This is a genomic window from Pseudomonas sp. SDO55104_S430 (assembly GCF_054070595.1).
In genome coordinates, this window is sequence record NZ_JBSVXG010000066.1 from 18,592 (window position 1) to 30,018 (window position 11,427).

15 protein-coding genes are annotated in these 11,427 nt (G+C 61.0%); 9 read left to right on the forward strand and 6 right to left on the reverse strand.

The window, feature by feature from the left end:
* Positions 1 to 3: 3 nt before the first annotated feature.
* Genes ACW9JE_RS14120 through ACW9JE_RS14130 form a run of 3 tightly spaced genes read right to left on the reverse strand, consistent with a single transcriptional unit; the run spans position 4 to position 2,272 of the window.
* The gene (locus tag ACW9JE_RS14120; RefSeq protein ID WP_457433078.1) at positions 4 to 921 is read right to left on the reverse strand and encodes a LysR family transcriptional regulator; all 918 of its coding nucleotides are present in this window, start codon (positions 919 to 921) and stop codon (positions 4 to 6) included.
* 34 nt (positions 922 to 955) lie between these two features.
* Positions 956 to 1,315 (reverse strand): DUF2784 domain-containing protein, encoded by a 360-nt coding sequence (locus ACW9JE_RS14125; RefSeq protein ID WP_224536745.1) that lies wholly within the window; start codon positions 1,313 to 1,315, stop codon positions 956 to 958.
* A 24-nt stretch (positions 1,316 to 1,339) separates the two neighbouring features.
* Complete coding sequence (locus tag ACW9JE_RS14130) at positions 1,340 to 2,272, reverse strand: sensor domain-containing diguanylate cyclase (protein ID WP_224536744.1); 933 nt, start codon at positions 2,270 to 2,272, stop codon at positions 1,340 to 1,342.
* A gap of 171 nt (positions 2,273 to 2,443) precedes the next feature.
* On the opposite strand from ACW9JE_RS14130, the gene ACW9JE_RS14135 reads away from it, so the two are divergent.
* From ACW9JE_RS14135 to ACW9JE_RS14145, 3 genes are all read left to right on the forward strand, one after another.
* Positions 2,444 to 3,142 carry an AzlC family ABC transporter permease gene (locus tag ACW9JE_RS14135; RefSeq protein ID WP_224536742.1) on the forward strand — a complete coding sequence of 233 codons (699 nt, stop codon included), beginning with the start codon at positions 2,444 to 2,446 and terminating at the stop codon, positions 3,140 to 3,142.
* Positions 3,142 to 3,453 (forward strand): AzlD domain-containing protein, encoded by a 312-nt coding sequence (locus ACW9JE_RS14140; RefSeq protein ID WP_224536781.1) that lies wholly within the window; start codon positions 3,142 to 3,144, stop codon positions 3,451 to 3,453. Before ACW9JE_RS14135 ends, ACW9JE_RS14140 begins: the two co-directional genes overlap by 1 nt.
* A gap of 65 nt (positions 3,454 to 3,518) precedes the next feature.
* Entirely contained in the window at positions 3,519 to 3,674 is a 156-nt protein-coding gene (locus ACW9JE_RS14145) for a hypothetical protein (protein WP_224536741.1), read from the forward strand.
* 120 nt (positions 3,675 to 3,794) lie between these two features.
* Here ACW9JE_RS14145 and ACW9JE_RS14150 read toward each other — a convergent pair whose 3' ends face one another.
* Complete coding sequence (locus ACW9JE_RS14150) at positions 3,795 to 4,067, reverse strand: hypothetical protein (RefSeq protein WP_224536739.1); 273 nt, start codon at positions 4,065 to 4,067, stop codon at positions 3,795 to 3,797.
* A gap of 260 nt (positions 4,068 to 4,327) precedes the next feature.
* Positions 4,328 to 5,008 (reverse strand): SOS response-associated peptidase, encoded by a 681-nt coding sequence (locus ACW9JE_RS14155; RefSeq protein ID WP_224536738.1) that lies wholly within the window; start codon positions 5,006 to 5,008, stop codon positions 4,328 to 4,330.
* A gap of 277 nt (positions 5,009 to 5,285) precedes the next feature.
* Between ACW9JE_RS14155 and ACW9JE_RS14160 the strand changes: the two genes are divergently transcribed.
* The 3 genes from ACW9JE_RS14160 (at position 5,286) to ACW9JE_RS14170 (ending at position 7,632) form a co-directional block, all read left to right on the forward strand.
* Positions 5,286 to 6,233, forward strand: coding sequence for an ABC transporter substrate-binding protein (locus ACW9JE_RS14160; RefSeq protein WP_457433080.1), 948 nt, complete (start codon positions 5,286 to 5,288; stop codon positions 6,231 to 6,233).
* 155 nt (positions 6,234 to 6,388) lie between these two features.
* Positions 6,389 to 7,288, forward strand: a complete 900-nt coding sequence (locus tag ACW9JE_RS14165; RefSeq protein ID WP_457433081.1) for a polysaccharide deacetylase family protein — start codon at positions 6,389 to 6,391, stop codon at positions 7,286 to 7,288.
* Between the two features lie 104 nt (positions 7,289 to 7,392).
* Entirely contained in the window at positions 7,393 to 7,632 is a 240-nt protein-coding gene (locus ACW9JE_RS14170) for a DUF1652 domain-containing protein (protein WP_224536733.1), read from the forward strand.
* 170 nt (positions 7,633 to 7,802) lie between these two features.
* On the opposite strand, the gene ACW9JE_RS14175 is transcribed toward ACW9JE_RS14170, so the two are convergent.
* Positions 7,803 to 8,687, reverse strand: a complete 885-nt coding sequence (locus ACW9JE_RS14175; protein WP_224536732.1) for a LysR family transcriptional regulator — start codon at positions 8,685 to 8,687, stop codon at positions 7,803 to 7,805.
* A gap of 127 nt (positions 8,688 to 8,814) precedes the next feature.
* On the opposite strand from ACW9JE_RS14175, the gene ACW9JE_RS14180 reads away from it, so the two are divergent.
* The 3 genes from ACW9JE_RS14180 to catA are packed head-to-tail and all read left to right on the forward strand — an operon-like array spanning position 8,815 to position 11,248.
* Positions 8,815 to 9,963, forward strand: a complete 1,149-nt coding sequence (locus tag ACW9JE_RS14180; protein WP_175378953.1) for a muconate cycloisomerase family protein — start codon at positions 8,815 to 8,817, stop codon at positions 9,961 to 9,963.
* 10 nt (positions 9,964 to 9,973) lie between these two features.
* Entirely contained in the window at positions 9,974 to 10,264 is a 291-nt protein-coding gene (gene catC / locus ACW9JE_RS14185; protein ID WP_175378952.1) for a muconolactone Delta-isomerase, read from the forward strand.
* A gap of 54 nt (positions 10,265 to 10,318) precedes the next feature.
* The gene (gene catA / locus ACW9JE_RS14190) at positions 10,319 to 11,248 is read left to right on the forward strand and encodes a catechol 1,2-dioxygenase (protein ID WP_224536731.1); all 930 of its coding nucleotides are present in this window, start codon (positions 10,319 to 10,321) and stop codon (positions 11,246 to 11,248) included.
* Positions 11,249 to 11,427 lie beyond the last annotated feature (179 nt).

Consider the following 11,427-nt stretch of genomic DNA (forward strand, 5'->3'; position numbering starts at 1 on the left):
GGTTCAGACGAACAGATCGATGCCCTGTACCAGCCGGTTGGCGAGGGAGGGCTGCTTGAGTTTTTCCAGCCACCAGTTCAAGGCGCGGCCGTCCTGGTCGCCGCGCCAACCGGCGTACAGCACGTTCGGTTCGCGCGGGTCGGCCATCTGTTTTTCGACCAGCGTGCCGTTTTTGAGCAGTGAATCGACCCGATGCCGCGGCAGCCAGCCCACACCCAGGCCTGCGCATTGCGCGAGGATCTTCGCGCGCATGGTCGACACTGCCATGACCGGTTGCCCGCCGGAGACGCCATAGGTACGGCCTTCGTTGGTCCTCGCCGAATCGGCCACGACAATCGCCCGGTGCTGCGTGACCGTTGCCCGGGAAATCGGCTCCTTGGCCTTGGCTAGCGGGTGTTTGGGCGAGACAGCGAATACCCACTCCATTTCTCCCAATTGCATCCAGCGCAGGGACGGGATCGCCGGCGGTTCGTTGGTGGCGCCGATGACCAGATCGGCGCGGCCTTCGCGCAGGGCTTCCCAGACGCCTTTGAGCACTTCATGGGTCATGCGCAGCGGCACGCCGGAGCCCAGCGCATCGAATTCCTGGATCAGCGGCACCAGGTTTTCGAACTCCACCAATTCGTCGGTGACGATCCACAGACGGCTTTCCCAGCCATTGGCCACTTGCTGCACGCGCTGGGTCAGGCGCGAGACGTCTTCCATCAGTCGCGAGGCTTCGTTGACCAGCAACTCGCCGGCCGCGGTCAGTTGCAGGCGATAGCGGCGGCGGTCGAAGAGCAAGGCGTCGAAACGTTCCTCCAGCTGCCGCGCGGCGTAGGACACCGTCGACGGCGCCTTGCCCAGCCGGACCGCGGCGCGGGACAGGCTGCCGGTTTCGCGGATGGCTTCGAGCAGGGCGAGGTCTTCGGTCGACAACATGGATTGGGTCCGTACGATGGAACAAGGGCGCGTTTCAACGCCGGGTCGTGATCACTCGAAGATAGACCACGGCATTGACCACCAGCACCACGCCGGCCAGCCACAATTGAATCGTCGGTGTCAGCCCGGCCGGGTAAATCACCGGCCACACATAGTGCTCGATGAAACCCGCACCATAACCTTGCTCCCCGGCAGCCCGGCGCATGAGGTTTTCCCAGCGAGTCAGCGGGCAGGGCAGGTGCAGCGCTTCGACCGCCACGCCCCAGGCGGCAGCCGGCAGATGCCACCACATCAGGCGGCGCCACTTGAGCACCAGCAGCCCGCCGAACAAAACAAACAGGATGAACACCAGATGAAGCAGCACCAGCCCGTCGGCGGCGAATCGGTAAAGCATGTCGACCCCCGCAGGCGTCAGGCCTCAGTCACGAAAATCCATCAGTTCGGCGCGCATCCTTCCATTGCGCTTGGCTTTGTAGAGTAGTTGGTCGACCTGTTCGATGAATTCCAGCGCCGTGGCGTCCTGCGTGGCGTGGGTGGTGCCGACGCCCAGGCTCAGGCTCAACAGCGGCGCGACCGCGGAAAATTCGTGGGCGATGCGCTGCTGGCGAACCAGGTGCAGGCACTTGTGCGCCACCAGCCTGGCCGATTCCGCATCGGTTTCCGGCAGCAGCCAGACGAACTCTTCACCGCCGATCCGGGCAATGAAATCCCGTGGTCGATTGGCCGCCCGCGACAGGGTGCTGGCCACCTGGCGCAGGCATTCGTCGCCCTTGATGTGGCCGTAATGGTCGTTGTACTGCTTGAAGTAGTCGATATCCAGAACGATTGCCGACAGCGGCGTACCCGTGCGCTGGGCGTTGCTCCATTCGCGCTCCAGCACGGTGTCGAACATGCGCCGGTTGGCGATGCCGGTCAGGCCGTCCTGGAAGGAATATTCCTCGAGCTGCTTTTGCAGGCGCACCAGGTGCTCTTCGGTTTTCTTGCGCTCGCTGATGTCGAACATGAAGCCCACCAGCGCCTCGACCTCGCCGTCCTTGCGCACCACGTGCACCACATCGCGAATCCATACGTATTCGCCGGTGTGGGTCAGCGCCCGGTAATCGGCTTCGTGATCGACCCCGGCGCGGGATTGCGAGACGCAGAACTCCACCACGTAGTCGCGATCGTCCGGGTGCATGCGCTCGACCCAGTCGTTGACGCCGACCCAGCTGTCCTGCTTCCAGCCCAGCAGGCTTTCGATCTGCGGCCCGATGTAGCTGAAGGTCATGGTTTTCCAGTCGATTCGCCAGGGAATGGCCTTGGTCGATTCAAGCAGGGTTTTGTAAACGCTGTCGGTCTCGTCTGGATGCATGAAGGGCAGGCGCCTTGAGGGGAAAAAGCGCCATCATGTTGCTACTACCCTGCCCGAAGCAAGCCGCCAGCCGATGAACGGAAACGATTGGTAACAGTGCGCAAGATTGTTCAAGCCAGAGAGCGCGAGTGCTGGCACAGTCTGCGGTCTTTCTCCTGGTTGCAGAGCGTTATGTCCAATTCACATGTGCCTCGTGCCGCGTTTCTACGCGGCGCCGTGGCGATCACACCGCTGTCTTTGGCCACCGCGCCCTGGGGTTTGCTGGCCGGTTCCATGGCCATCGAGGCCAATCTCACCCCGCTGCAAGGCCAGGGTCTGTCGAGCATCGTGTTCGCCGGCGCCGCGCAACTGGTGGCCATCGGCATGCTCAAGGGCGGGGCGGGCATCTTCTCGATCCTGCTGACCACCTTGCTGCTGACCTCTCAGCATCTGCTCTACGGGATGAGCATGCGTTCGGTGATCTCGCCGTTGCCGGGACGTTGGCGCGTGGGCCTGGGCTTTCTGCTCACCGATGAGTTGTTCGCCCTGACCAGCCAGCACGACAAACAGCAGTTCGACCGCTGGTACGCCCTCGGCGTGGGCCTGACGTTCTACATCGCCTGGAACCTGTTCACCCTGGCCGGCATCGTGCTCGGCAGCAGCATTCCGGGGCTCGAACACCTGGGGCTGGATTTTTCCATCGCCGCCACCTTCATCGCCCTGATCACGCCGGTGGTGCGCAATGTGCCGACCGTGGTCTGCGTCGCGGTGTCGCTGTTCTGCTCGGTGCTGTTCAGCTACTGGCAATGGGGTTCGGCACTGGTGTTGTCGGGGTTGGCGGGGATGACCGCCGGGTTTGTCTGCAACAAGTTCCAGGGAGCGCGCACATGATGGTCTGGGCAGTGATTTTCGGCATGGGCGTGCTGGTGTTTCTCAACCGCTATGTGTTTCTCGAACCGCGTCTGCCGGTGCGCCTGAGCAGCAATGCGCGGCAGTTTCTCGGTTTCGCCGTGCCGGGGATGTTGACCGCGATCTGCGGGCCGATCGTGTTCATGCCCGAGAAGCAATTGAATCTGCATTGGGACAACCCGTACCTGATCAGCTCGCTGGTGGCCGTAGGCCTGGTGCTTTACACGCGCAACACCTTGCTCAGCATGCTGTTGAGCATGGGCTTCTTCTTTTTGCTGCGGGCGTGGCTGTAAGCCGGGCAGGGGAAACTGTTCTACGCTTGAATGGATGGGTGATCCCTTCAGCTAGCGAGGTGCACATGGCCAACGAACCCAAGCGTCCGAACCCGGATGACGATATGGATGAGCCGTCGGAAGAAGAGATTGAGCAGCAGGAGCATGAAGAACAGACGTGGAAGCATGAACGCAGCAGAGAACTGTCGGATCGCGATATCGAAATTCCGTTGAAACCCTGAGACTGGCCCCGGTCGCAAATGCGGGAGCGAGCCTGCTGACAATTGCAGTGTGTCAGACAACCTGTTCGTTGCTTGATACACCGCCATCGCGAGCAGGCTCGCTCCCACAATTGTTTTCAGCTAAAAATCATCCAGCGACAGAATCTCTGGATGTGAAGCGCGATAACCAAGGGTCTTGTCGATCCAGGCATTCAGTTCATTGACCATCACCGGCGGCTTGCCCGGATAGTTCTGCAGAGTCGAACTCAGCAGATTATCGATATCGGGAAGTGATTGCAGGTTTCGGGTTCTTATGTATTGCCCGATAAAAGAGTCGAGTTGGTAGTGTTCTGTCGGCGAAAGATAAACGCACGCCAGACCCACGACCGGAGTCATTACAAAATCGTCGCGCAATTTAGTTCTCTGCAAGGGCTTGTTTTAAGGGATTTCCATCATCCCTGACTCTTTGGTCAGTACGGGAGTACCAATGGAAATGCGGCGCAGATGCTAACGGGAGTCATTGAAAATGTAATCAACGCAAACTGATTGTCGGACAAGCGGTAATGCTTCAAATTGTACATTTGTATAATGTGTTAATTAGTTGAAACAATCTTCTTAATGTTTTTTCCGGATTGATCGTTATATCTGACTTTCATTATGTCGATATTGACAGGTCAAATTATCGCTTCAACCAACTTCTCCCCCTGATTTCTGCTGTTGCCCACCGCTTTTGCGACCCTGTACCACTCGAAAACATCACTTTCCTCGCCCTGCAAAAGCACCATTTGTTCGGCGCGCTCTTTGGGCGTGGCCGGGTCCAGCCATTCTCGAGCCAGTTCGGCCGACAACACGACCGGTCGCCGGTCGTGAATGTCCAGCATTCCGCCTGCGCTATCGGCAGTGATGATGACGAAGCCGTCATCGTCCTTCGTCGCCGAAGCGCCATGCGGAAACTGCCCGATCGCCGCACAGAAAATTGGCCCTTGATCACGCCGCCGGATCAACCAGGGCTCGCGCGTGCCGTCCCCGGCGTCGACCCATTCGAACCAGTTGTCGACGGGGCAGATCGCGCGGTGCGGCCAGATTGCCCGGAAGAACGGACCGTGGGCGACTTTCTCCACCCGTGCGTTGATCGGCGCTGCGCGGTCCTTGGCCCAATGGGGTCGCCAACCCCAGCGTTGTGAGTCGGCATGCAGGCCGTCGTCTTCCAGATGCAGCAGGGCCAGTTGCGTGGTGGGCGCGGCGTTGTAGCGGGCCAAAGGCTGGTCGCCGACTTGGTTGATCAACGCGTCGGGGATGCTCAGAACCGCCACGAAATCGTGAATGCCCCGGTATTGCGACAGGCGTCCGCACATCGATTAACACCTCCATCCCCACACCTGTAGGAGCGAGCATGCTCGCGATGGTCGTCAACGATAACGCTGGGTATCTGATGCCCCGCGGTGTCCTGTCGTCCATCGCGAGCGTGCTCGCTCCTACAGGTATAGGTGCTCGCTGATCGACAAGTTGTGCAATCGTTGTTTCTGGGGCAACAGCAGGCATCGCGGGTGCTTAGCTTATGAATAAATCGAATTTAAAAGTCGGTTGGTAAGAGCGTTATGGTCTATCGCCATCACTCTCAAGGAGCCCCCGATGAACCTGTCCCGATTCCTGCGTGGTCTGTTGACCAGCGCCCTGTTTGCCGCGCCGCTTGCCCATGCCGCCGAACCTGTCGTTCTGCACGTGGGCGATCAGAACTATTACAACATCCGGGCGTCGGTGGAGGCCTCGGGAGTGCTCAAGGACGCGCCATACACCGTCGACTGGAAACACTTCCAGGCCGCCGCGCCGCTGGCCGAAGCCTTGAACACCGGCGCGCTGGACCTGGGGTTTCTCGGCGACTCGGGCTTTCTGTTTCTGGCCGCCAAGCAGGCGCCGGTCAAGCTGATCGGCGTTTCGCGGCAGAACCCGGACACCATCGCCTTGCTGGTGCCCAAGGACTCGCCGGTGAAAACCATCGCCGACCTCAAGGGCAAGAAGGTCGCCTACTGGCCCGGCGCCTGGAGCCAGCAACTGACACTGCGTGCCCTGGAAAATGCCGACCTGCCGGAAAACTACGTCGACTTCATCAAGCTGATGCCGATCGATGCCGCCGCCGCGTTGCCCCAGGGCAGCATCGATGCGTTCCCGGTCTGGGAACCCTATATTTCGCAGCAGATCCTGTTCTCCGACGCGCGGCCGATTCTCACGGCGAAGAACCTGATGCCCGGCCTGAGCGCCATCGCCGCTTCGACGCCGTCGATCGACAGCAAGCGTGAGGCCATCGCCGACTTCCTCGCCCGCCTGAAAAAGGCCCGGGCCTGGGTCGACAACAACACCGATGAATACGCGGACCTGTGGGCGAAGAAGGCCAATCTCGACCAGAACGTCTCGCGTCATTGGCTGCGCCAGGCCCACATGACCGTCGGCCCGGTAGACGGGCAGGCGGCGAAGGACCTGCAGAGCACCGCGGACTTCCTGTTCAAGGTCAAGGCGCTGCCGACCGAACTGGCGACGGCGCCGATCATCGACAATTCGTTTCAGCAGGCGCTGGCCCAATAAACACCCAAAATCCTGTAGGAGCGAGCATGCTCGCGATGGTCGCCAACGATAACGCTGGCAGCCTGACACCCCTCGGTGTTTGCACTTGCATCGCGAGCGTGCTCGCTCCTACAGGTAAGATGTTCGCCTTGTAGAGGTCTGATCCAAGGCAAAAGATGAAACAGTTGGTCAAGGTTCTAACGGCAATTGCCATGGCAGCCAGTCTGCTCGGTTGCATCGCCGCTCCCATCGAAATGACGTCGCAGACCGAGCAGCGGCTGCTGGCTCAACCGCCGATCCGCTTTCTCCTGACCTTCGATGACGGCCCCAGCGCGTCGAGTTTCTGGAACCCTACCGAGACCGTGCTCGACAGCCTGGCGCGCAATCCGTTGCAGACCGACATCAAAGCCGTGTTCTTCGTTCAGACCCAGGCCACCCGCGCCGGCAACAGTGACATCGGCCGTGCGGTGATGCACCGCGAGCGGGACGCCGGGCACATTCTGGCGTTCCACACCGCTACGCCGTCCCACACCAATCATCGCTCACTCGATCCTCAGGAGCTTGAGGAGGCGCTGACCAGGGGCTGTGCCGACATCGCCGCCATCACCGGGGCGCCGCCGACGCTGCTGCGCCCGCCGTTCTGGAACTACGACAAGCGCACCTTTGCCGCCTATCAACAGCACGGCTTGCACGTGCTGCTGACCGACCTGAGCGCCAACGACGGCAAGATCTGGGGTTTCAACGCCAGCCCGCGGCGTCGGGCGCATTTCCTGCGTTCGATGTCCGAAGTTCGTGAACGCATTGCCTTGGGTGAGCTGCCGGTGGTCGATGGGGTGATTCCGGTGGTGGTGACCTTCCATGACCTGAACCGCTACACCGCCCGGCATACCCGCGAGTACCTGCAAATCCTCCTCGACAGCGCCCGGGAGACCGGGGTGAAGGTCGCGCCGCAGGCGTTTTATGGCGACACCGCCGAGTTGCAGAAGGCCGCAATGGCCCGCACTGTGCGCGACAGTTCGCAAGCGGTGGAATTGCCGGGGTTTTGGAACTGGATCTGGAAGCGCAATGCCGATTGAAGAACTTGCGAGAAATGAGAGATGTGTAACATTTTCTGACGCGCAGATGGCAAAACGCATCTATCCTGATTGGATCCGATCAGCGTTCGACCGAGGGACCGGCCATGCTTCCCATTTCAGTGCTTTGCAACATTGTGGAGTCCGGCTTCGCGCCACTGTCCTGTGAGTGCACGGAGTATGGTGGTTTGCTGCGCATCGAGGTGTATGAGCCGGTCAGTGGGCGGATTGAACTGCTGATCAGTGGGGTCTCGACCGAGCAACTGACCAGTGTCCGGGCCATTTCCGATCTGGTGGGTGAATTGCGAACAGAGTTGAGCGCGGGGCGCAGGGCGTTCGCTGGCTGAAGATCCCGTTCGCCAACCGGGCTTGTGAATGAACCCTTGTGGGAGCGAGCCTGCTCGCGAAGAACGCCCGGGCAACGCGTTCATTCAGGCAGCCCCCGTTATCGTTGACGTCCATCGCGAGCAGGCTCGCTCCCACAGGGATCCCGTGCACACCAGCGTGCAACCGGGTGTCAGTCCCTCGGGAGCAGCTCATCAATCATCTTCAAGCAATGATTCAACCCCGGTGAAACGTCGCCCACCCGCCTGCTGAGAATGATCGGCGAGGTGGCGTTGTCTTCCAGCAGCGGGGTGAAGCCGATGTCGTCGCGGTGCAGCAGTTGCACCGAAGCCGGCACCAGAGTGATACCGATCCCCGCGCCCACCAGACCGATCGCCGTTTGCAACTCGTTGGTCCATTGCGCCACATGAATGCTCACGCCATAGGATTCGAACAGCGCGATCACGTGGTCGGCGTAGCTGGGGCGCGGGTTGCCGGGGTAGAGCACGAATGGCTCCCGGGCCAGGTCGCGCAGGCTGATCGGGCCGGCCAGCAACGGGTGGCCAGCGGGGAGGGCGGCGACCAGGCGGTCTTCGGTGAGGACGGTCTGCACGATCGCCGGGTCGTCGATGCGGATACGGCCGAAACCGATGTCGATGCGTCCGGCCTTGAGCGCCTGCACCTGTTGCAGGGTAGTCATCTCCGACAACCCCAGCTCCAGTTCCAGCGGTTCGCCGCTGCGCAGCCGGCGAATCAGTTCCGGCAATACCCCATACAGGGTTGACGGCGCAAATCCGATCCCCAGCCAGGTCTTTTCCCCGAGGCCAATGCGCCGCGTGTTGTCGCGCACCTTGTTCAACTGTTCCAGCAGCGCGGTGGAGTGCTCATAAAAGAATCGTCCGGCCTCGGTCAGCTTCAGCGGGCGGCCGCGCTCCAGCAGGATCACCCCCAATTCGTCCTCCAGTTGCTGGATCTGCCGGCTCAGGGGCGGTTGCGCGATGTGCAGCAATTCTGCGGCGCGGGTGAAATTGAGGGTTTGGGCCAGTACCTGGAAATATCGCAGGTGACGCAGTTCCATGGAGCCTCCGGGCATTCTTCGGTTGCATACCTTAAAGGTATCAAGTCAGACCAATTCTATATTGGCATCGCGAAAAAAGCCGTACCAGAATCGGTTCCAGAACTCCAAGAACCTGATGGGTATCGAAATGCTTGCAACTGCCATTGAGTCGATCGAGACGATCATCGTCGATCTGCCAACCATCCGCCCGCACAAGCTGGCGATGCACACCATGCAGAACCAGACCCTGGTGATCATTCGTGTGCGTTGCGCCGATGGCATCGAAGGTATCGGCGAATCCACCACCATCGGTGGCCTGGCCTACGGCAACGAAAGCCCGGACAGCATCAAGACCAACATTGACACGCACTTCGCGCCATTGTTGATCGGCCAGGACAGCGGCAACGTCAACGCCGCCATGTTGCGCCTGGAGCGCAGCATCCGTGGCAACACCTTCGCCAAATCCGGTATCGAGACCGCCTTGCTCGACGCCCAGGGCAAGCGCCTGGGCGTGCCGGTCAGCGAATTGCTCGGCGGCCGCGTGCGTGATGCGCTGCCGGTGGCCTGGACTCTGGCCAGCGGCGACACCGCCAAGGACATCGCCGAAGCTGAAAAAATGCTCGACCTGCGTCGCCACCGCATCTTCAAACTGAAAATCGGTGCCGGCGAAGTCAACCGCGATCTGGCCCACGTGATTGCGATCAAGAAAGCCCTCGGCGACCGCGCCAGCGTGCGGGTCGACGTCAACCAGGCCTGGGACGAAGCGGTCGCGCTGCGTGCCTGCCGCGTGCTGGGCACCAACGGCATCGACCTGATCGAACAGCCGATTTCCCGTAACAACCGTGCCGGCATGGCGCGCCTGAATGCCATGAGCCCGGCGCCGATCATGGCCGACGAGTCCATCGAATGCGTGGAAGACGCGTTCAACCTGGCCCGCGAAGGCGCCGCCTCGGTGTTCGCCCTGAAGATCGCCAAGAACGGCGGCCCGCGCGCGGTACTGCGCACCGCCTCGATCGCCGAAGCGGCCGGTATCGCCTTGTACGGCGGGACCATGCTCGAAGGCGGCCTGGGCACCATGGCGTCGGCCCATGCCTTTGTCACCCTGAACAAACTGGCGTGGGACACCGAGCTGTTCGGCCCGCTGCTGCTGACCGAAGACATTCTCAGCGAGCCGCTGGTTTACCGCGATTTCGAACTGCACGTGCCGAACACCCCGGGTCTGGGCCTGAGCCTGGACGAGGAACGCCTGGCGTTCTTCCGCCGCGACAAGACTTCCACTGCCATTCATCAAGCCTGAGGAGAGCATTATGCTGTTCCACGTAAAGATGACCGTGAATCTGCCGGTCGACATGAACCCCGAGCGCGCCGCGCAACTGAAGGCTGACGAAAAAGCCCTGGCGCAACGCCTGCAGGACCAGGGCAAGTGGCGTCACCTGTGGCGCATCGCCGGCCAGTACGCCAACTTCAGCGTGTTCGATGTCGACAGCGTCCAGGAACTGCATGATCTGCTGATGCAATTGCCGCTGTTCCCTTACATGGCGATCGAAATCAACGCCATGTGCCGTCACCCGTCTTCGATTCGCGAGGATGACCGCTGAAACCAGCCTGTTCAGCGAGTTTTGCCAATAATTACAAGATGAGGAAACAATAAAATGAACGTGAAAATTTCCCACACTGCCGAAGTACAGAAATTTCTCGAAGAAGCCAGCGGCCTGCACAACGATGCCGGCGACGCACGCACCAAAGCGCTGATCTACCGCATCCTGCGTGACTCGGTGAACATCATCGAAGACTTGGCCGTGACTCCGGAAGAGTTCTGGAAAGCGGTCAACTACCTGAACGTGCTGGGTGCGCGTCAGGAAGCTGGCCTGGTGGTGGCCGGTTTGGGTCTGGAACACTACCTGGACCTACTGATGGACGCTGAAGACGAGCAGGCCGGTAAAACCGGCGGCACCCCGCGCACCATCGAAGGCCCGCTGTACGTGGCCGGCGCTCCGCTGTCCGAAGGCGAAGCGCGCCTGGACGACGGCGTCGATCCGGGTGTGACCCTGTTCATGCAAGGCCAGGTGTTCAACACCGCAGGCGAGCCTCTTGCTGGCGCCGTGGTGGATGTGTGGCACGCCAACACGGGCGGTACCTACTCGTACTTCGATGCTTCTCAGTCGGAGTTCAACCTGCGTCGCCGTATCGTTACCGATGCCGATGGCCGCTACCGCTTCCGCAGCATCGTGCCGTCGGGCTACGGCTGCCCACCGGACGGTCCGACCCAGCAACTGCTCGATCAACTGGGCCGTCACGGCCAGCGTCCAGCGCACATCCACTTCTTCATTTCCGCGCCGGATCACCGTCACCTGACCACCCAGATCAACCTGGATGGTGAGAAATACCTGCACGACGATTTCGCCTACGCCACCCGCGACGAGCTGATTGCCAAGATCACCTTCAGCGAAGACCAGGCCCGTGCTGCCCAGTACGGTGTGAGCGGTCGCTTCGCCGAGATCGACTTCGACTTCACCCTGCAGTCCTCGGCACAGCCTGATGAGCAGCAGCGTCACGAGCGGGTTCGTGCGCTGGAAGACTGATCCTGCGTAACCCTGTACCTGTAGGAGCGAGCATGCTCGCGATGAGCGTCAACGATGACGCGGGGTATCTGGTGCCCCGCGGTGTTCTTGAGACCTCTGTAGGAGCCGAGCTTGCTCGCGATGGACGTCAATGAAGACGCGGGGTGTCTGGTGCCCCGCGGTGTTCTTGAGACCATCGC